The sequence below is a fragment of the Actinomyces sp. AC-20-1 genome (genome assembly GCF_023369555.1).
GTDB lineage: Bacteria > Actinomycetota > Actinomycetes > Actinomycetales > Actinomycetaceae > Actinomyces.
Map to the genome: position 1 here is coordinate 1 of NZ_JACJVC010000022.1, position 19,908 is coordinate 19,908.

A 19,908-nucleotide genomic window follows, 5' to 3' on the forward strand; every position below is an offset into this window, starting at 1 on the left:
CCCCGGCGCGGCGCAGGCGCACCGGCCCGGCCGCCGCACCACCGGCGCAGGGCCCGGCTCCCGCACCTCCTCCCACCCCGGTTCCCGTACCTCGCGCCGCGCGAGCGCGGGCACGGGCACCCGCACCATCCCGGCCGTGGACCACGCGGCCACCGCCCGCCGTGCCGAGGGCACCACCGGGCGGCACTCCACCGACCGTGGACTGCTGGGACTGCGCCTTGAGACGTGGTCCTGGATCGTCATCGCCGTCGTGACCGTACTCGTCCTGGCGCTGTGCCTGGGTACCCTTGCGCAAGCGCGAGCGGTGCTGGGCGACGGCGTCCTCACGTCCGCTACCCCACTGAAGGAGGCACTGTGACTGGACAGCACCCCCAGGTCCTCGCAGGTCGTTACGAGATCCGCGAGCTCATCGGCCGCGGCGGCATGGCCGAGGTCCACCTCGGCTACGACACGCGCCTGTCGCGGATCATCGCCGTCAAGCTGCTGCGCTCGGACATCGCCGGCGACCCCACCTTCCAGGCGCGCTTCCGACGTGAGGCCACGAGCGCGGCCGCGCTCAACCACCCGTCGATCGTCGCCGTCTACGACTCCGGCGAGGAGCAGCTGACCGGCCCGGACGGCTCGGTGAGCACGGTGCCCTACATCGTCATGGAGTACGTCGAGGGGCACACGGTGCGCGAGCTGCTGGGCGAGGGCGAGGCCGTGCCGATCCCGGAGGCCGTGGAGATCGTCACCGGGGTGCTCGACGCCCTGGAGTACTCCCACCGCGCCGGCATCGTCCACCGCGACATCAAGCCGGGCAACATCATGCTCACCTCGACGGGCGCCGTGAAGGTCATGGACTTCGGCATCGCCCGCGCCGTCGAGGACTCGGCGGCCACGGTGACCCAGACGCACGCCGTCGTCGGCACCGCCCAGTACCTGTCCCCGGAGCAGGCGCGCGGCGAGGTCGTCGACTCGCGCTCGGACCTGTACTCGGCGGGCTGTCTGCTCTACGAGCTGCTCACGGGCCAGCCGCCCTTCGTCGGGGACTCGGCGGTGGCCATCGCCTACCAGCACGTGCGCGAGATCCCGCGCCCGCCGTCCTCCGTCGCGGCCGACGTGCCCGAGGCCCTGGACCGGGTGGTCCTCAAGTCGCTGGCGAAGAGCCGCGATGACCGCTACGAGGACGCCGCCCACATGCGCACCGACCTGCTGGCCGCCGCCCGCGGCGCCGCGGTCCTCGCGCCGGCGGTGGACACGTGGACCTCCGCCACCACCGTCCTGTCCCCGGCCCCCGTCCCCACCCCCGCGCCCTCACCCGCGCCAGCGCCTCCGGTCGCGCAGAGCGCCGTGGCCGACGAGGAGGAGGACGAGGACAAGCGCCCCTCGCGCTGGTGGGTGTGGGCCCTCATCGTCGCCCTGCTCATCGCCGCGGGCGTCGGCATCGGCCTGCTCATGACCGACCGCCTGGGCAGCGGCACGCCGGCACCGACGGCGACGGCCACGGCCGCGTCGGTCCCCGACGTCAAGGGGATGAGCGAGTCCGAGGCCCGCAGCGCCATCGAGGGCGCCGGCCTGGTCTTCGTCAAGGGCTCCGACGTCGCCTCCGACGAGATCCCGGCCGGACAGGCCGTCTCCTCCGAGCCGGGTGCGGGCACCTCCGCGGTCCTGGGCACGGAAATCACCGTGCACTTCTCGGCCGGCTCGGCGATGGTGGAGGTGCCGGATGTCTCCGACATGACCCAGGAGCAGGCCAAGGAGGCCCTGGAGAAGGCCGGGCTCAAGGTCGGCACGGTCACCGCCGAGGACGCCGCGAAGATCGCCAAGGACAAGGTGGTGCGCACGAGCCCCGTCGCCGGCACCTCCGTCAAGCGCGGCGAGTCCGTGGGCCTCGTCGTGTCCACCGGCAAGACCTCCGTCCCGGACCTCACCGACATGACGCAGGAGCAGGCCCGTCAGGCCCTGGAGGAGGCGGGGCTCAAGGTCGGTGACGTCGTCAGCGGCGACTCGGACGCGGACCACAAGGACCTCGTCCTGTCCTCCGACCCGGCCACCGGATCCCAGGTGGATCTGGGCACCTACGTGTCCATCGTCGTCGGCTCGGGTCAGGCGGCCTCGCTGCCCGTGCCGGACGTGCGCGGGATGACGCAGACGCAGGCGCGTGAGGCCCTGACCGGCTTCACCCAGGTGATCTTCCAGTCCCGCACGACGACGAACGCGAACGAGGACGGCCTCGTCCTCGAGGTGACGCCGGCGCCCGGCTCGACGATCAGCGCGGACACGCTCGTGACGGTGACGCTCGGCAAGTACCAGGCGGCCCCTGCGCCGACGGCGTCGGGCCACTGAGCCCGGCCCCGCTGGGCCCGTGACGGCAGCAGCCGCGTGAGACGCCCCTCGTCGGGCCTCTCACGCGGCTGCTGCCGTCTGCGCGACCCGGAGGCCGGTCAGACCGTCGCCTCCCCGGAGATGTGGAAGGTCTCGTTGGCCCAGGGGAAGACCACCTCGAAGAGCATCAGGACGGCGCCCGCGATGAGCAGGAGCGCCTCGATGGCCTTGAGCCAGGTGGGGCCGGGCAGGTGCCGCCAGATCCATCCGTACATCAGTTGACCTCCGGGTCGTTGAGGATCGACTCTGGGCGGCCCTCCGAGCGGGGCATCCAGTAGGACAGGGTCGCGTGGGTGATCCAGCGGTGGTCGTTGCCCCACTCGCCGGTGCTCAGTGAGTGGCAGGTGGTGAGGGTGAGCGTGCGCTGGGTGGGCGCCGCCGTCGGGTCCCCCGGCACGGGGGCGATGACGTCGACGTCGTCGGGCTCGACGATCTGGTAGTCGGTGACGACGTAGACGTACCAGGTGTCCTTGGTGGCGACGATGATCTCGTCGCCGGGCTCGAGCAGGTCGATGCGCCGGAAGGAGTTGCCGTTGGTGCGCCGGTGGCCGGCGATGGCGAAGTTGCCGACCTCGCCGACCTGCTGGGTGTGCTCGTAGTGGCCCGCGGCGGCCTGGTCGAGGACGTCGGCGCCGGTGCCCTCGATGATCGGCATGTTGTTGTTCGTCACGCCGTACCAGTCGGGCACGACGAGCATCCCGATGGTCTCGCCGTAGCCGACGGCCGCGACGGGCGGCGGGTCCTCCGTGTGGTGCTTGCCAGCAACCATCGGGGAGATGACCTGGGTGGTCTCGAACTCCTCCTGGACCGCCTGGGCGCTCTCGACGGCGTCGATGCTGGTCCACCACAGCTGCCACACGAGGAAGAGGGCGATGACGAGGCCGGCGGTGATGAGCAGCTCCCCGACGCCTCCCACCAGGTGGTCGAACCAGGTGCGCTGACGGCGGCGGGCGTGGCGACGCCGGGTCCGCGGCCGGGTGACGGTCTGTACTGAGTCCACTGGACCTCCTGACGGGTAGCGCGGCCAGTGTAGGGCCCCGTCGTGGAGCCGCTGGCACGGGTGTCATCTCCCACCGCCGGCCCGTGGGCGGGGTGACGACGGCGATGGCCTAGGCTGGGCGCCGGAGCGCACCACAGCGGGCCGGTCCCTGCGGCCGACGTCGTGGGCGCGGTGACCGACACGATGAGACGAGGAGGCCCGGCGTGGCCGACAAGAAGAAGACCGACCCCCGCCGCTCGGGCAACCCCGCCAAGGCCGCCGCGGCCGAGCGCGAGCGCCTGGAGGCCTCCCGCGCGGCCGCGAACCGTGTCTCGCGCACGCCGCAGAAGGTCCGCGACACCTCCTCGCCGCGGTGGTACGCGCCCACGATGGTGGGGCTCATGGTCGTCGGCCTGCTGTGGGTGGTGGTCACCTACCTGTTCCAGGGCCGCTACCCGCTGCCGTACTTCACCCAGCACCACGCCTCGGACTGGCTCGTCAACGGCAACCTCTACATCGGCTTCGCCGTCATGATGGTCGGCTTCCTGGGGCTGCTGCGCTGGAAGTGAGCGGACCGAGCGCGCCGGGGCCCGGTTGACCGTCTCAGACCTGGACCTCGTCCGGGTGGGAGCCGGTGCGCAGGCCGCGGTCGAGCGCGTCGATGAGGCCCATGGACCGGGCGTCGAGCGTGAAGGAGAAGACGTCGGCGTTGGCACGCATGCGCTCGACGTGCACAGTCTTGGGGATGACGACGAGCCCGTGCTGCAGGTGCCAGCGGATGACGACCTGGGCGGGGGTGACCCCCAGGTCGGCGGCCAGGCGGGCGAGGTCGGGGTCGTCGAGGAGGCGGGCACGGCCCAGCGGGGACCAGGACTCGGTGACGACGCCGAGCTCGGCGTGCAGGGCGCGCAGCTCGTCCTGACGCAGGTAGGGGTGCAGCTCGACCTGGTTGACGGCCGGGGTCAGGCACGTGGCCTCGATGATGCGGCGCAGGTGGGCCGGCTGGTGGTTGGAGACCCCGACGGCCCGCACCCGGCCCGTGGAGAGGATCTCGCCCATCGTCTCCCAGGTCTCGACGAGGTCGATGCCCTCGGAGGCGGCGAGTGGCCAGTGGACGAGGAAGAGGTCGAGGACGTCGAGGCCGAGCCGGTCCATCGTCTCGTCGAAGGTGCGCAGGGCGTCGGCACGCCGGTGGTAGGGGTTGTTGAGCTTGGAGGTGATGAAGAGGTCGTCGCGGGGCAGGGCGCTGGCGGCCAGGGCACGGCCGACACCGGCCTCGTTGCCGTACATCTGGGCGGTGTCGATGTGGCGGTAACCGACCTCGAGGGCCTGGGAGACGGCGCGCTGGGCGTCATCGTCGTCGATCTTGTAGGTGCCGAAGCCCAGCTGGGGGATGGTCAGGCCCTCGACGCCGGTGCCGTGGCGCAGGGGGACGGCGGGGACGGGCAGGGGGCCGGGTGCGCTCATGGCCCCAGGCTAGTGAGGTCTCGGCGGCCGGGGGCCGGGACGTGCCCGCGTTGTCCGTGTGCGGCCGGTGCCCCGCGCACGGACGAGGGCGCCCCCTGGTGGGGGCGCCCTCGGTCGTGCTCAGCGGAGCGGGTCACTTGGCGTCAGCGTCCTCGACGTCGTCGGTGGAGTCGGCCCAGTACTCCTCGGCCCACGGGTCCTCCACCGGCTGGCTGCGGCGCCAGACGACGTAGGCCGCGCCGGCGGCGACACCGGCGACGGTGAGCCAGCACAGGCTCTTGAGGACACGGCGGGACTTACGGGGGGCGGGGGTCTGTGCAGCGTTCACAGCCGCAACGGTAGCGCGCTGAGCGCGCTCCGTCACGGTCCCCGGCGCCTCAATGGCCGTGCGCGCGGCCGACGCCGCCCGCTCGGCGCGCGAGCGGGTGTCCTCATTGAGGACCTCGATGCGCTCCTGCGCCTCCTTGGCGGCCTCGGCGGTCTCCTTGGCGAGGCGGTCCGCGCCGGTGCGGGCGCGGTCCACGGCGGGAGCGACCCACTCCGCGGCGCGTCCGGCGGCGCGCTCAGCGCGCTCGCCGAGGGACTCGGCCAGTGCGGCGACGTCACTGCGGATCTGGTCGGTGTCGAAGGTGATCTCGTGCTTGGTGAGCTCCATGGCTCCTCCTCGGACGGGTCGGTGAGGCCGGGCGGGCGCCCGGTGTTGTCCTGGGTCACATGGTGTCACCTCATCCTGTGCGTCACCTGATGATCGGGCCGGGCAGGGGCAGAGGTTTTGCCTGCGGTGAAATGCGCGTGGACCCGGCGGCCGTCCCGGGACCTCGGGCGCCCTCCGTGCGACCATGACACCCATGGAAGCCACACTGCACACCTCCCTCGGTGACATCCGCCTCGAGCTCTTCCCGGAGCAGGCGCCTGAGACCGTCTCCAACTTCGTCGGCCTGGCCACGGGCACGAGGAGCTGGACCGACCCCCGTTCAGGTGAGGAGTCCTCCTCCCCCCTGTACGACGGCGTCATCTTCCACCGCGTCATCCCCGGCTTCATGATCCAGGGCGGTGACCCGCTCGGCACGGGCACAGGCGGTCCCGGCTACGTCTTCGACGACGAGATCGACGCCTCCCTCACCTTCTCCGCCCCCTACGTCCTGGCGATGGCCAACGCCGGCCGCCGCATGGGCAAGGGCACCAACGGCTCGCAGTTCTTCATCACGACGGCGCCCACCGAGTGGCTGCAGGGCAAGCACACGATCTTCGGGGCAGTCGCCGACGACGCCTCCCGTGCGGTCGTGGACGCCATCAGCGCCGTCGCCACGGACCCGCGCGACCGTCCCCTGGAGGACGTGGTCATCACCTCGGTGTCCGTCACCGAGTGAGCGTGTGACGTCAGTCCCCCCGGGGCACCCGCCCCTTCGACGCCGTCGGGCCCTGTGGTCCGACGGCGTCGGCGCACCCGGCCCCCTGTCGCCCTGTGAGGAGCAACCATGAGCCAGTACCCCGCCGAGCAGGTCTCGGCCGTGCCCGTGTGCCCCCGGCACCCCGAGCGAGTGTCCTACGTCCGCTGCCAGCGCTGCGAGCGGCCCGCGTGCCCCGAGTGCCAGGTCCCCGGGGCCGTGGGCGTGCACTGCGTGGACTGCGCTCGCTCGGCCCGGGCCTCGCGCCGCGGGGCGCGCACCGTCCTGGGCGGCAGCGTCGTGGCGGACGCGCTGCTGACGAAGGTCCTCATCGGGGCCTGCGTCCTGGTCTTCATCGCCCAGCAGGTGCTGGGCTCGCTGACCTCCGACCTGCTCTTCGCCCCGGTGGTGGCGCTGAGTGAGCCCTGGCGCTTCCTCACCACGGCCTTCCTGCACTCGAGCCTCATGCACCTGGCCTTCAACATGTGGGCCCTGTGGGTGACGGGCACGACGCTGGAGCCGGTGCTGGGCCGGTGGCGCTTCGGGACCCTGTACGCCCTGAGCGCGCTGGGCGGCTCGGTCATGGTCTACCTGCTGGCCTCGCCGTCGGGCCCGTCGTGGTGGACGGGCACGGTGGGCGCCTCCGGTGCCGTGTTCGGCCTCTTCGCGGCACTGTTCGTCATCCAGCGGCGCTTCGGACGCGACACCTCGGCCATCGTCGGGCTGCTGGCGGTCAACCTCGTCATCTCCTTCACGGCGGCGGCGATCTCCTGGCAGGGGCACCTGGGCGGCCTGCTCACCGGCGGCGCGGTGGCGGCCCTGTTCGCCTGGGCACCGCGCGAGCGTCGCAAGGCGGTGGGGCTGTGGGGGCCAGTGGCCGTCGGGGTGGTGCTGGTCCTGCTGGTGGCACTCAAGACCCTGGTGAGCTGACGGCCGGCGAGCGACCCGCCCCGCCAGCGGCACGGCCCCGCCCACCTCGGGCGGGGCCTTTTCCTCTGCCAGCGGCAGGGTCGAACGGTTATCCACAGGTTTTCTCCCCACTGTGGGTTCTGGGGAAGCACAAGGTTGTCATTCCTCCACACCTGTGGACTGAGGTGTGGAACGACAGCACTGTTGTTTTCCACAGCGCTGCGCACAGGTGGGGAGAACGTTGGCATGACGCCGCCTCAACGAGCGAGAAGTCCACACGGTTGTCCACCGCCTGGGGATGGGGATTGCGCACTGCCTGTGGGTGGTCGGAAGCCGGGCTGTGGCTCCAGCGGGGGACAACGGCCACGAGCGCGTCGGGAACAGGCTGTGAAGGACCGGAGTCACACCCGTGTACGAACAGCGTGTCACGCATCCCTGGTCAGAGATTCTCAAGGAAGAGGCATTCCGCAGAATTACGCGGTTCGGACAGATCCCTGGGAACCGACAACAGGCTCTGACCAGGGATGAGTGACAGGCTCGCGCTCATGCGCGAGCGCGGTGGTGGAGCCAACGGGACTCGAACCCGTAACCCCCTGCTTGCAAAGCAGGTGCGCTACCAATTGCGCCATGGCCCCCGGGGCTCAGGACGGGTCAGCGACCTCAACCCAGGCTGAGCGCTCCACGCGCTCGGACTCATACCGGAGCCACGCCGCGTAGGCGAGGACCCCCAGACATGAGAAAACCGCGGCTGAGACGATCTTCCGGTTCATCCGAACCCTCCTCATCGTTCCACCGCGGGTGGTGGGCCTAGCTGGACTCGAACCAGCGACCTCATCCTTATCAGGGATGCGCTCTAACCAACTGAGCTATAGGCCCGTGCGACCGGAAGAGGTTAACCCAGCCGGTCGGAGGCGGCCAAATCAGATCACTCGTCCGCCAGTGTGAGATGGACCCCACCCACGAGGGCCGCAGTGACGTTGTACAGCAGCGCCCCGATGGTGGACAGGGCCGTGGACAGGACGATGTTGACCACCGCGATGATCGTCGCCATGGAGATCGCGCGGGAGAACCTCATGTACTCAACCAGCGCCGTGAAGGCGTTGGACTCCGAGTCGAACATCGTGCCCACGAGGTCCTGGATCGTGGAGAACACGTGCATCTTGTCGAGCATGAACCACACGAGGGCGGCGGCGATGACGAGCATGATGCCGGTGGCCACGGACAGCAGGAAGGAGACCTTCATGACGGACAGGGCGTTGACCCTCGTCAGCGCCAGGCGCACGCGGCGCGGCCCGGCCACGGCCTGCGCCCTCACCTCGGCCGGGGCCTGACCGTGCTGACCGTGCTCGGCCGACGCCGGGGCGTCAGCACTCATGTCCCCGCTCACGGGCGGGTGGGTGACGGGCTCGCTCATGCCTGCTCCTCACTGTCGTCGTCGGCCAACGCTACCGCCTCCGCCTCGTCAGCGGAGGAGGCTGGCACGGCACTGTCAGCGCTCAGGGCGGCATCGTCCCCGTCGAGCTCGCGCTCGGCGTTGCGGGCCACCGCGATGATGCGGTCGCCGTCGTCGGGCTTGGCGAAGGTCACGCCCTGCGTGTTGCGGCCGGTGACCGAGACCTCCGCGACCGCCGAGCGCACCACCTTGCCGGAGGCCATGATGCACATGACCTCATCGCTCGGCGCCGTCACGAGCGCGCCCACGAGGTCCCCGCGCTCCTCGACGAGGTTGGCGACCTTGACGCCCAGTCCGCCACGGTGCTTGGTCGGGTACTCCTGGACGTTCGTGCGCTTGGCGAAGCCGCCCTCGGTGACGACGAACAGGTCCGCGTCCGTCCAGGAGGGGTCGACGACGTCCATCGCCAGCAGCGAGTCGTCACCGCGGAAGCGCATGCCCGTGACACCGCTGGTCGCGCGCCCCATCGTGCGCAGCTCGTCCTCACTGGCCGTGAAGCGCGTGGACTGGCCGTGGCGGGAGACGAGCAGCAGGCCCTGGCCCTCGCTCAGCAGGCTCGCCGAGACGAGCTCGTCCGCCTGGCCGTCCTCGTCCTCGCGCAGGTTGATGGCGATGAGGCCGGCCGAGCGCGGGGAGTCGTAGTCCGTCAGACGGGTCTTCTTCACCCGTCCGCGGCGCGTGGCGAGCACGAGGTAGTCCGCCTGCTGGTAGTCCCTCAGCTCCATCACCTGGGCGATCTCCTCGCCCCGCTGGAAGGCGAGCAGGTTCGCCACGTGCTGGCCCTTGGCGTCACGACCGCCCTCCGGCAGCTCGTAGCCCTTGACGCGGTAGACACGGCCCAGGTTCGTGAAGAACAGCAGCCAGTGGTGGGTGGTGGTGACGAAGAAGTGGTCGACGACGTCGTCCTCGCGCAGGGCCGCGCCCTTGATCCCCTTGCCGCCGCGGTGCTGGGAGCGGTACTGGTCCGTGCGCGTGCGCTTGGCGTAGCCGGAGCGGGTGATGGTCACGACGACCTCCTCCTCCGGGATGAGGTCCTCCATGCTCATCTCACCGTCGAAGGGCATGATCCGCGTGCGGCGCTCGTCGCCGTACTTCTCGACGATCTCCGCCAGCTCGGTCGAGACGATGCCGCGCTGGCGCTCGGGCGAGGCGATGATCGCCCTGAGGTCGTCGACGCGGGCCTGGAGCTCGTCGGCCTCCTGCTGGATCTTGAGGCGCTCGAGGGCCGCCAGGCGGCGCAGCTGGAGGGACAGGATCGCGTCGGCCTGGACCTCGTCCACGCCCAGCAGCCCCATGAGGCCCGTGCGGGCCTCGTCGGCCGTCGGGGAGCGGCGGATGAGGGAGATGACGGCGTCGAGCGCGTCAATGGCCTTGAGCAGGCCGGCCAGCACGTGCAGGCGCTCCTCTGCCTTGCGCAGGCGGAAGCGCGAGCGGCGCACGATGACGTCGATCTGGTGGCTCACCCAGTGGCGCACGAAGCCGTCCAGGCTCAGGGTGCGCGGCACCCCGTCCACCAGGGCGAGCATGTTCGCCGGGAAGTTGTCCTGCAGGGGCGTGCGCTTGTACAGGTTGTTGAGGACCACCTTGGCCACCGCGTCGCGCTTGAGCACGATGACGAGCCGCTGGCCCGTGCGGCCACTGGTCTCGTCACGGATGTCCGCGATGCCGGTGATCTGGCCGTCGCGCACGAGCTGGGCGATCTTGTCCGCCAGGTTGTCCGGGTTGACCTGGTAGGGCAGCTCGGTGACCACCAGGCACTGGCGGCCCTGGATCTCCTCGACGCTCACGACGGCGCGCTGCGTGATCGAGCCGCGGCCCGTGCGGTAGGCGTCCTCGATGCCGCGCCGGCCCAGGATCGTGGCACCGGTGGGGAAGTCGGGGCCGGGGATGCGCTTGATGAGCGCCTCGAGCAGCTCCTCGCGGGAGGCCTCGGGGTGCTCGAGGAACCACTGGACGCCGTTGGCCACCTCCCGCAGGTTGTGCGGCGGGATCCGGGTGGCCATGCCGACGGCGATGCCCTCGCTGCCGTTGACCAGCAGGTTGGGGAAGCGGGCCGGCAGGATCGTCGGCTCCTGGTTCTTGCCGTCGTAGTTGTCCTGGAAGTCGACGCTCTCCTCGTCGATGTCGCGGACCATCTCCATGGCCAGCGGTGCCATCTTGCACTCGGTGTACCGGGGGGCGGCCGGCCCCAGGTTGCCGGGGGTGCCGAAGTTGCCCTGCCCGGCCACCAGCGGGTAGCGCAGGGACCACCACTGCACGAGGCGGGCCAGGGCGTCGTAGATCGCCGCGTCGCCGTGCGGGTGGTAGTTGCCCATGACCTCGCCAACGACGCGCGAGGACTTGGAGAAGGAGGAGGTGGGGCGGTAGCCGCCGTCGTACATGGCGTACAGGACACGGCGGTGGACGGGCTTGAGGCCGTCGCGCACGTCCGGCAGGGCGCGCCCGACGATGACGCTCATGGCGTAGTCGAGGTAGGAGCGCTGCATCTCCATCTGGAGGTCGACCGGCTGGACGCGGTCATGGATCTGCTCCTCGACGGGGAGGTTGGTGGTCTCGTCACTCACGGTGGCTGGTTTCCTTTGCTGCCGGCTCGCGCAGGCGGGTCAGATGTCGAGGAAGCGGACGTCGGCGGCGTTGCGCTGGATGAAGGAGCGGCGCTGCTCGACGTCGTCGCCCATGAGGATCGAGAAGGTCTCGTCGGCGTCGGCGGCCTCGTCGAGGGTGACCTTCTTGAGGATGCGGGTGGCCGGGTCCATCGTCGTCTCCCACAGCTCGTGGTCGTTCATCTCGCCCAGTCCCTTGTAGCGCTGGATGCCGCCCTCCTTGGGCAGGCGGCGCCCCGCCTCGGCCCCGGCCCGCAGCAGCTCGTCGCGCTCGGCGTCGGAGTAGGCGAACTCGTGCTCCGCGTTGGACCACTTGAGGCGGTACAGCGGCGGCATGGCGATGTAGGTGTGGCCCTGCTCGATGAGGGGCCGCATGTAGCGGAAGAGCAGCGTGAGCAGGAGGGTGGCGATGTGCTGGCCGTCGACGTCGGCGTCGGCCATGATGACGATCTTGCCGTAGCGCAGCCGGGCGATGTCGAAGTCCTCACCGATGCCCGTGCCGAAGGCCGTGATGAGGGAGCGGATCGTGTCCGAGGACAGGGCCCGGTCGAGACGGGCCTTCTCGACGTTGAGGATCTTGCCGCGGATCGGCATGATCGCCTGGTGCTCGGGGTCGCGGCCGCCGACGGCGGAGCCTCCGGCGGAGTCGCCCTCGACGATGAAGATCTCGCACTCGGCGGCGTCGCGGCTCGAGCAGTCGCGCAGCTTGCCGGGCATGGAGGCGGACTCCAGGACCCCCTTGCGCCGCGTGGCCTCGCGCGCCTTGCGGGCTGCCACGCGGGCGGCCGCGGCCTGCAGGGCCTTGGAGATGATCGCCTTGGCCTCTGCCGGGTGGGAGTCGAACCAGTCGCCGAGCCTGGAGCTGACGGTCTGCAGGACGAAGGTGCGGGCCTCGGTGTTGCCGAGCTTGGTCTTCGTCTGGCCCTCGAACTGGGGCTCGGAGAGCTTGACGGAGATGACGGCGGTCAGGCCCTCGCGGATGTCGTCACCGGTGAGGTTGTCGTCCTTGTCCTTGATGAGGCCCTTCTCGCGCCCGTAGCGGTTGACCAGGGTGGTCAGCGCCGTGCGGAAGCCCTCCTCGTGCGTGCCGCCCTCGGTCGTGTTGATCGTGTTGGCGTAGGTGTGCACCGACTCGGAGTAGGCGCTGGTCCACTGCATGGCGATCTCGAGGCTGATGCCGCGCACCTCGTCGAGCTGCTGCTCGGCCTCGAAGTCGATGATCTCGGGGTGGACGAGCTCGACCTTCTTCGCCTTGTTGAGGAAGGCGACGTAGTCGTGCAGGCCGTTGGCGTAGCAGTAGGTGACCTGGCGGTGGCCCTTGACGGGGTCGTCGGCGGTGCCCAGCTCGTCGCCGGTGATCTCGTCGCCGTCGTCGGTCACGCCCTCGCGCTCGTCGGTCAGGGTGATGCGCAGTCCCTTGTTGAGGAAGGCCATCTGCTGGAAGCGGCGGCGCAGGGTCTCGTAGTCGAACTCGACGGTCTCGAAGACCTCCGGGTCCGGGTAGAAGGTCTGGGTGGTGCCGGTGTCCTCGGTGGCCTCGCCCTTGACGAGCTCGGTCACGGGGCGGCCGCCGTCGGCGAAGCTCATGCGCCACACGTGGCCCTGGCGACGGATCTCGGTGTCCACCCGAGTGGACAGGGCGTTGACGACGCTGATGCCCACGCCGTGCAGACCACCGGAGACGGCGTAGCCGCCGCCGCCGAACTTGCCGCCGGCGTGCAGGATCGTCATGACGACCTCGACGGTGGGGCGGTGCTCGGTGGGGTGCTCGTCCACGGGGATGCCGCGGCCGTTGTCAACCACCTTGAGGCCGCCGTCGGCCTGGATGGTGACCTCGATGTGGTCGCAGTAGCCCGCCAGGGCCTCGTCCACGGCGTTGTCCACGACCTCGTAGACGAGGTGGTGCAGGCCGCGCTCGCCGGTGGAGCCGATGTACATGCCCGGGCGCTTGCGCACCGCCTCCAGGCCCTCGAGGACGGTGATGTCGCTGGCGCCGTAGTCGGCGCTGCCCTGGCCGACGGGGTGGGTCCCGGCCGGGCTCTCGGCGCCGGTGGTCACAGGCTGGTCCTGGTCAGACACGTGTCAGGTGCTCCTCGTTCTGTGCGCCGGACGGGACCTGGTCCCTCAGACGGCCGATTCCGGGTCCGGGGCCGTGTCGTGTAGGTGGGTACCTGTCGGGCACCCCAGGCGCACTATGGGCAATTCCAGCCCGATTCTAGCGTGGTGGACCCTCCCGACCCCGCTCTGCGGGCCCGTGCGGAGCGTGGGCAGTCTCACCTCCCGGCCCCGGCGGCCCCGTCACCCCAGGCATCAGCCGCGCTCAGCCGTAGGTGTCGCGCGGTCCCCGGCCCCCGCGGGCCGCACCGAAGCGCCCGTGTCCCCACGTCGGGCCCGTGGGCCCCAGCACGCGCACCTCGACCGCCGGCACCTCCACCCGCCGCCGGCCCCCGGGCCCCGGCCCGGCCGCCGTGACCCGCGCCAGCTCCTCGGCGACCTCCCGCTGGATCGAGGGCATGAGCAGGCGCAGCTGCTGGGCCCACGCCGTCGACGTCGCCTGCACGTCGAGACGACCCACCTCGAAGGCGACCACCCGCGTGTGCTCGGCCACCCGCTCACCGACGATCCTCGGCCAGGACACGGCCAGCTGGGCCATGGCGAGCTTGCCCGCCCATCCTCGCTCGGTGAAGGACTCGCTCAGCTCGCGCCCGCCCGGGCGCGGGTCGAAGCGCGTGGGTCCCGGCCGGTCACGGCCCGGAGCCAGCCCGGGACCGCGGTCGTAGTCGTCGCCCTGCCCATCACGCTCTCCCTGACGGCGGCGCGGCGCGTCCCAGGCCGCCACCCCGTCCTCGCCGGCCGGGGTGCGAGCGAGCCTCGCCCGCTCGTCGCCCGCGCCCCAGGCGCGCGCCTGGGCGCGGGCGAGCACCTGCAGGGCCAGCGCGTCGTCCTCCTCGTCCGGGCGCCGGGCCGCCAGGGTGCCCGGCCGCTCCTCGCCGTCCTTGACCCCGGCCACCTCAGGCCACCGCCGTCAGCGTCGAGGCCTCGACACGGAAGCGCGCGCCGGCCAGCCCGGCCGGCACGTCCTCGTCAACGGCCGCCGTCACGAGGGCCTGCTGGGCCCCGGCGACGACGCCCGTCAGCGCCCGGCGGCGCCGGGAGTCCAGCGAGGCGAAGACGTCGTCGAGGATGAGCACGGGCTCGCCGTCGCCCCCGAAGGCGTCGACGTCGTGGCGCAGCACCTCGTAGGAGGCGAGCCGCAGTGCCAGGGCCATGGACCACTGCTCGCCGTGGGAGGCAAAGCCCTTGGCGGGCAGCCCCCCAAGGAAGAGGGACAGGTCGTCGCGGTGCGCGCCCACGAGGTTCGCCCCGCGCTCGACCTCCTGCGGGTGCAGGTCCGCCATGGCTGCGACCAGCCGTGCCGTCGTCGCCTCGACGTCGAGCAGCTCGCGCTCGTCGTCCAACCAGGTCCCGCCGAGGCGGGGGTCGGGCTCCGCCGCCCCCTCGCGCAGCAGCAGGCTCGCGCGGTAGGCCACCTGCGCCTCGGACTGGGCCCCGCTCACGGTGGCGTAGGAGGAGGCCACCCAGTCGCGCAGACGGGTGATGACGTCGACCCGGGCGGCGATGAGACGGGCGGCGGCCGAGGCCAGCTGGGCGTCCCACACCTCCAGGCTCGTCATCATCGAGGCGCTCGCCCCCCGGGCGGCACGCGCCGCCTTGAGCAGGCTCGCGCGCTGGGCCAGGATCCGGTCGTGCTCGACGCGCACGCCGGCCAGGGCGGGGCGCAGGGTGACGGCAAGGTCATCGAGGAAGCGGCGTCGCACCACCGGCTCCTCGCGCACGAGCGCCAGGTCCTCCGGGGTGAAGGCCACGGTGCGCAGGACCCCCAGCAGCTCGCGGGGCCGGGTCTGGCCGCGGTTGAGCCGGGCCCGGTTGGCCCGGCCCGAGACGATCTCGACCTCCAGGACCGTCGGCCGCTCACCGTGGAGGACCTTCGCCCGCACGACGGCGCCGCCGGGCTGCTCCTCGCCGGGCGCGGCCCGGCGCACGAGCGCCGACTCGCTGCCGACGCGGTGGCTGGAGAGGGTGGACAGGTAGCCGATGGCCTCCACGAGGTTGGTCTTGCCCTGGCCGTTGGGCCCGACGAAGGTCGTCGTGCCCGGCTCGAGGGAGACGACCAGGTGCTTGTAGGAGCGGAAGTCGTCGAGCGCGAGGTCCGAGACGTACACGCCGTTCAGGCGCCGAAGCGGATCGGCATGATGAGGTAGCGGAAGGACGTGTCCGGCTCCCCGCCGATGGAGTCCACGCCGGTGAGGACCGCGGGCTTGGAGGCGTGGGTGAAGTCGAGGGTGACGTAGGGCTGGGTGACGGCGCCGAGCCCGTCGAGCAGGTAGCCCGGGTTGAAGGCCGTCGTGATGTCCTCGCCCTCGAGGTGGGCGACCAGCTGCTCGGAGGCCTGGGCGTCCTCGACGCTGCCGGCGTCCAGGGCCAGGTTGCCCTGGGTGAAGGTCATGTGGATGGGGGTGGAGCGGTCCGCGACGAGGCTCACGCGCCGCACCGCGCCCATGAGCTCCTCACGGCCGACGGTCGCGTGGATCGTCGTCGTCTCCGGGAACAGGCGCAGGACCGGCGGGTAGTCGCCGTCGGTGAGCAGGCTCGTGGTGCGCCGGCCGCCGGCCTCGAAGCCGATGAGGCTGGAGGTGGTGGAGCCCGGCTCGGTCAGGGCGATGGTCACGTCACCGGTCGAGGTGAGGGACTTGGCGACGTCGGACAGGGTGCGGGCCTTGAGCAGGGCGTGGGTCGCCAGCGTCGAGTCCCCGCTCCTCCAGGTCATCTCGCGCACGGCCAGGCGGTAGCGGTCCGTGGCCATGAGGGTCAGGGCGTCGCCGTCGACCTCCATCTGCACGCTGGTGAGCAGCGGCAGGGTCTCGTCGCGCGAGGCGGCGATGGAGACCTGGGCGACGGCCTGGGCGAGGTCGTGGGCGTCGACGGTGCCGGCCGCGCCGGGCATGACCGGCAGGGTGGGGTAGTCGTCGGCGGCCATGGCGGCCAGGGAGAAGCGCGAGGAGCCGCAGGAGACGGTGACCTTGGTGCCCTCGACCTCGAGGTCGACCGGCTTGGAGGGCAGCGCCTTGGCGATGTCGGCCAGGAGGCGGCCGGAGACGAGGACGACGCCCTCCTCCTCGACGTCGGCGGGCACCTCGCAGCGGGCCGAGACCTCGTAGTCGAAGGAGGCCAGGACGAGGCTGGCGCCCTGGGCCTCGAGCCGGACTCCGGCGAGCACGGGCACGGGCGGGCGGGCCGGGACGGAGCGGGCGGTCCAGGTCACGGCCTCGGCGAGGACGTCGCGGTCAACCCTGAGCTTCACGGTGGGCTCCTTCTGCTGGCGTGCCCCGGGCGCTGGTGGCTGAGGCGGTGCTGTGGTCCTGCGGTCAGGACGATCCACCCGGATTCTAGACGTACCGCGTGCCCGGGGCGTCCGAGTGGGTCCACGTGCGGGCAGGGATGTGGTTGCTCGCGTGAGATATGTCTTTGTAGGGGTGATAGGAGATGTGGATCCTGGGGAGAAACGGGTTTCGGGCCGACGACGCGGGGCCGGGTGCTGTGGAATCACACGGGGGTGCTTCAGTGTCCGGCTGGCCGGTCCGGTGGACGCACGGGGTCGGGCCGGGTGGGCGTCCCCAGGACGGTGTCAGTGGTCCACAGCCGCACGGGGGGCTTGTCCCAGCTGGCTGCCCAGGTTGTCCACAGGCCCGGCCGGTCCCGCGACCGACGTCGGGAGCCGGGGCCTCAGCGCCGGGCGGTCTGGGCGGCCTGCTTGATGCGGCTGGTGAGCTCCATGACCTCGTTGTAGGTCGAGCGCCGCTCGGACATCTGCTCGACGATCTTGCGGTTGGCGTTGATGACGGTGGTGTGGTCCTTGCCGAACTCGCGTCCGATCTGCGGCAGGGACAGGTCGGTGAGCTCGCGGCACAGGTACATGGCCACGTGGCGGGCGTGCACGAAGGTCTTGGTGCGGACCTTGCCGCACAGGTCGTCGATGGTCATGCCGAAGTAGTCGGCCGTCTGCGCCATGATGAGCGACGCCGTGATCTGCTCGCCGTCGGGGTCGGAGATGATGTCCTTGAGCACCATCTCCGCCAGGGTGAGGTCGATGGGCTGCTTCGTCAGGGAGGCGAAGGCTGTGACGCGGATGAGCGCGCCCTCGAGCTCGCGGATGTTCGTCGTCACGCGCGAGGCGATGTACTCCTGGACCTCCGCGGGCACCTCCTGGCCCTCGTCGCGGGCCCGGCGGGCGAGGATCGCCAGGCGCGTCTCGAGGTCCGGCGGCTGCACGTCCGCGGTCAGGCCCTCGGTGAAGCGCGAGATGAGCCGGTCCTCGAAGCCCTTGAGCTCCTTGGGGGGCTGGTCGGAGGTCAGGACGATCTGCTTGTTGTCCAGGCGCAGGGCGTTGAAGGTGTGGAAGAACTCCTCGAGGGTGGACTCCTTGCCGCTGAGGAACTGGATGTCATCGAGCAGGAGGATGTCGACGCCCCGGTAGCGGTCCTTGAAGGAGCTCATGCGCCCCACCTGGACGGAGTCGATGAAGTCGGAGACGAACTCCTCGCTGGAGACGTACTTGACGTGCGTCGTCGGGCTCAGCTCGCGGGCGTAGTTGCCGATGGCGTGCAGCAGGTGCGTCTTGCCCAGGCCGGAGCCCCCGTAGATGAACAGGGGGTTGTAGCCGGTGCCGGGGGCCTCGGCGACGGCGAGGGACGCGGCGTTGGCGAAGCGGTTGGAGCCGCCGGTGACGTAGGTGTCGAAGGTGTAGTGCGGGTTGAGGCGGGAGTGGTCCGTGCCGGCCGGACGCTGCTCGGGCGCGACGGTGGGCTGCGGGACCGAGCGCAGGCCGGCGGGGCGGGCCGGCGTCGGTGCGAGCGGGTGGGTGCCGCTCACCGCGGCCGGTGCGGTGCCGGTGGTGCTGTTGGCGCCGTCGGTGGACTCGGGGACGGTGGGCGCGGTCGTGGTGCCGTGGCCGGCCGCGGGTGAGGAGGTGGCGACCGGGACGGGTGCGGCCGGTGCAGTGGGTGCAGCGGGTGGGGTGGCCGGGCGCGGCGTGGGGCGCGGATCGCGCTGGACCGGTGCGGGCACGGCCTCGAGGGAGGGGTCGACGATGATCTCGAAGGGCACCTGGCGGCCGGCGACGGCGGCGAGGGAGGCGGAGATCGTGGCCCGGTCCTTCTCGAAGGTGTCGCGGGCGAAGGCGGAGCCGACGACGACGACGAGGATGTCGTCGACGTCGAGGACGCTCGTCATGCGCAGCATGGCCACCTTGCCCGTGCCCATGGTGCCGGCCGTCGAGAGGTGGTCGACTGCTGAGGCCCACAGGTCGGTGGTCTGGTCGGGCACGTGCCCTCCTCCGGGCTCGGGACGGCTGCGGGTGCGCGCGTCGGTCGGGTGGGTCCGGCGGGTGGCCGGGGCTGTCATCATGGTAGTTCTCCACAGAGTTGTCCACATGTGGGGAGAACGTACGGACAATGTGTCACCCCAGGAGCCCGCTGGGACTGAGTCTGTGGGTACTGGGTGCCCACCAACCGCGCTCCACACGCTGCGAGCCCCTTTTCCCACACCCCGTGGACAACCTCCTCGGCTGGGGGACCGGGCGGTGGGCGCCGTCGTCGACCCGCACGAAGTGGCGGGTTTCTCACCTTTGAGGGCAACCATGCGTTTGACCGTAACTCAGCCGCAACCGTACTGTGGTGCGGACGTTCGCGTGGAGTCACGTCCCGGTCCATGGGGCTGCCAGCGCGAGCGACCGTGCCGCGATCCCCGTGACGCACGGTTCCGATCATCCGACCAGGAGTACACCCGTGAGCAAGCGGACCTTCCAGCCGAACAACCGCCGTCGCGCCAAGGTGCACGGCTTCCGCAAGCGCATGAGCACCCGCGCCGGCCGAGCCGTCCTCGCCTCGCGCCGCCGCAAGGGTCGCGCACGTCTCGCTGCCTGAGGTGCTCCCGGCCGCGCACCGGATGCTGCGAGGTGAGGACTTCACCGCCGCAGTGAGGAAGGGTGCGCGCAGCGGGAGCCCGAGGCTTGTCGTCCACTACCGAGCCGGCGAGACCGGGGACACGTCCCCGGCACTCGTCGGCGTCGTCGTGCCCAAGAAGCAGGTCGCCCGGGCCACCCACCGCAACCGGATCAAGCGCCGCGTGCGCGCCCTCATGAGCGCGCGCGTGGGCCGCCTCGAGCCGGGTGCGCGCGTGGTCGTCAGGGGGCTGGCCGGGGCTGACGGCGCCACGAGCGCCGAGCTGGGCACGGACCTCGACCGCCACCTTGCGCGTGCGCGCGAGGGACGACGACGGTGAGGACGGTGGCGAACCCGATGACTGGCTCCGACCAGGCGCACGGCCCGCAGGCCGGCCAGTCCCGTGAGGGTGTGCTCGCACGGCTCGTGCTGGCGCCCGTGAGGTTCTACCAGCAGTGGGTCTCACCAGGGCTGCCGCGCCGCTGCCGCTACTACCCCACCTGCTCCGCCTACGCGGTCCAGGCCGTCCGGGCCCACGGCCCGCTCAAGGGCCTCGTGCTCGGCACCTGGCGCGTCCTGCGCTGCAACCCCTTCACCCGCGGCGGTGTCGACCACGTCCCGGACGCGGGCCAGTGGCGCTACCACCACCCCCACGACGTTCCCCGCCCGGAGACGGCCACGCCCTGACCGGCGCGGGACCCGGCCGGAACCACCGGCCCGCGGGGCCCCGGCCCCGCACGCA

Annotated in this window: 19 protein-coding genes and 2 tRNA genes; 8 read left to right on the forward strand and 13 right to left on the reverse strand. The window is 71.4% G+C overall.

Translation table 11 applies throughout. From position 1 onward, the window contains the following. Both H6X67_RS10500 and pknB read left to right on the forward strand, forming a co-directional pair. A partial coding sequence (locus H6X67_RS10500) for a hypothetical protein (protein ID WP_249435529.1) occupies positions 1–358 on the forward strand: 358 nt, incomplete at its 5' end. Continuing rightward, positions 355–2,328, forward strand: a complete 1,974-nt coding sequence (pknB, locus tag H6X67_RS10505; protein ID WP_249376268.1) for a Stk1 family PASTA domain-containing Ser/Thr kinase — start codon at positions 355–357, stop codon at positions 2,326–2,328. The genes H6X67_RS10500 and pknB, both read left to right, overlap by 4 nt. 98 nt (positions 2,329–2,426) lie before the next feature. On the opposite strand, the gene H6X67_RS10510 is transcribed toward pknB, so the two are convergent. Continuing rightward, complete coding sequence (locus tag H6X67_RS10510) at positions 2,427–2,582, reverse strand: hypothetical protein (protein ID WP_249368043.1); 156 nt, start codon at positions 2,580–2,582, stop codon at positions 2,427–2,429. Then, positions 2,582–3,283 carry a class E sortase gene (locus H6X67_RS10515; protein ID WP_249368087.1) on the reverse strand — a complete coding sequence of 234 codons (702 nt, stop codon included), beginning with the start codon at positions 3,281–3,283 and terminating at the stop codon, positions 2,582–2,584. The genes H6X67_RS10510 and H6X67_RS10515 overlap by 1 nt, the downstream gene beginning before the upstream one ends. Positions 3,284–3,570: 287 nt before the next feature. Here H6X67_RS10515 and H6X67_RS10520 point away from each other — a divergent pair, with 287 nt between their 5' ends. Continuing rightward, a complete protein-coding gene (locus H6X67_RS10520; protein WP_249368045.1) occupies positions 3,571–3,915 on the forward strand; it encodes a cell division protein CrgA in 345 nt (114 codons plus the stop codon). Between the two features lie 34 nt (positions 3,916–3,949). Here H6X67_RS10520 and H6X67_RS10525 read toward each other — a convergent pair whose 3' ends face one another. Further along, on the reverse strand, positions 3,950–4,813 hold the full coding sequence (locus tag H6X67_RS10525; protein ID WP_249368047.1) for an aldo/keto reductase: 864 nt from the start codon (positions 4,811–4,813) through the stop codon (positions 3,950–3,952). 133 nt (positions 4,814–4,946) lie between these two features. Next, entirely contained in the window at positions 4,947–5,468 is a 522-nt protein-coding gene (locus H6X67_RS10530; RefSeq protein ID WP_249368049.1) for a hypothetical protein, read from the reverse strand. A gap of 193 nt (positions 5,469–5,661) precedes the next feature. On the opposite strand from H6X67_RS10530, the gene H6X67_RS10535 reads away from it, so the two are divergent. Both H6X67_RS10535 and H6X67_RS10540 read left to right on the forward strand, forming a co-directional pair. Then, on the forward strand, positions 5,662–6,183 hold the full coding sequence (locus tag H6X67_RS10535; protein ID WP_249368051.1) for a peptidylprolyl isomerase: 522 nt from the start codon (positions 5,662–5,664) through the stop codon (positions 6,181–6,183). 108 nt (positions 6,184–6,291) lie between these two features. Next, entirely contained in the window at positions 6,292–7,131 is an 840-nt protein-coding gene (locus H6X67_RS10540; RefSeq protein ID WP_249368053.1) for a rhomboid family intramembrane serine protease, read from the forward strand. Between the two features lie 538 nt (positions 7,132–7,669). Here H6X67_RS10540 and H6X67_RS10545 read toward each other — a convergent pair. The 9 genes from H6X67_RS10545 to dnaA form a co-directional block, all read right to left on the reverse strand. Next, a tRNA-Ala gene (locus tag H6X67_RS10545) sits at positions 7,670–7,745 on the reverse strand. A 164-nt stretch (positions 7,746–7,909) separates the two neighbouring features. After that, positions 7,910–7,986 (reverse strand) — tRNA-Ile (locus tag H6X67_RS10550). Positions 7,987–8,035: 49 nt separating this feature from the next. Next, positions 8,036–8,524: a DUF3566 domain-containing protein gene (locus H6X67_RS10555; protein WP_249368055.1), complete on the reverse strand. Its 489-nt coding sequence runs from the start codon at positions 8,522–8,524 to the stop codon at positions 8,036–8,038. Then, on the reverse strand, positions 8,521–11,127 hold the full coding sequence (gene gyrA / locus H6X67_RS10560) for a DNA gyrase subunit A (RefSeq protein ID WP_249368057.1): 2,607 nt from the start codon (positions 11,125–11,127) through the stop codon (positions 8,521–8,523). Before gyrA ends, H6X67_RS10555 begins: the two co-directional genes overlap by 4 nt. Positions 11,128–11,166: 39 nt before the next feature. Further along, positions 11,167–13,224: a DNA topoisomerase (ATP-hydrolyzing) subunit B gene (gene gyrB / locus H6X67_RS10565; RefSeq protein ID WP_311765834.1), complete on the reverse strand. Its 2,058-nt coding sequence runs from the start codon at positions 13,222–13,224 to the stop codon at positions 11,167–11,169. Between the two features lie 262 nt (positions 13,225–13,486). After that, entirely contained in the window at positions 13,487–14,176 is a 690-nt protein-coding gene (locus tag H6X67_RS10570; protein WP_249368058.1) for a DciA family protein, read from the reverse strand. Between the two features lies 1 nt (position 14,177). Continuing rightward, positions 14,178–15,389, reverse strand: coding sequence for a DNA replication/repair protein RecF (gene recF, locus H6X67_RS10575; RefSeq protein ID WP_249368059.1), 1,212 nt, complete (start codon positions 15,387–15,389; stop codon positions 14,178–14,180). A gap of 5 nt (positions 15,390–15,394) precedes the next feature. Further along, a complete protein-coding gene (dnaN, locus tag H6X67_RS10580) occupies positions 15,395–16,528 on the reverse strand; it encodes a DNA polymerase III subunit beta (protein ID WP_249368060.1) in 1,134 nt (377 codons plus the stop codon). Positions 16,529–16,950: 422 nt separating this feature from the next. Next, complete coding sequence (gene dnaA, locus H6X67_RS10585; protein WP_249368062.1) at positions 16,951–18,630, reverse strand: chromosomal replication initiator protein DnaA; 1,680 nt, start codon at positions 18,628–18,630, stop codon at positions 16,951–16,953. A gap of 380 nt (positions 18,631–19,010) precedes the next feature. On the opposite strand from dnaA, the gene rpmH reads away from it, so the two are divergent. Genes rpmH through yidD form a run of 3 tightly spaced genes read left to right on the forward strand, consistent with a single transcriptional unit; the run spans position 19,011 to position 19,853 of the window. After that, positions 19,011–19,148 (forward strand): 50S ribosomal protein L34, encoded by a 138-nt coding sequence (gene rpmH / locus H6X67_RS10590; RefSeq protein ID WP_017177846.1) that lies wholly within the window; start codon positions 19,011–19,013, stop codon positions 19,146–19,148. 1 nt (position 19,149) lies between these two features. Further along, positions 19,150–19,506 carry a ribonuclease P protein component gene (gene rnpA, locus H6X67_RS10595; protein WP_249368064.1) on the forward strand — a complete coding sequence of 119 codons (357 nt, stop codon included), beginning with the start codon at positions 19,150–19,152 and terminating at the stop codon, positions 19,504–19,506. 17 nt (positions 19,507–19,523) lie between these two features. Next, the gene (yidD, locus tag H6X67_RS10600) at positions 19,524–19,853 is read left to right on the forward strand and encodes a membrane protein insertion efficiency factor YidD (RefSeq protein ID WP_249368066.1); all 330 of its coding nucleotides are present in this window, start codon (positions 19,524–19,526) and stop codon (positions 19,851–19,853) included. Positions 19,854–19,908: the final 55 nt, after the last annotated feature.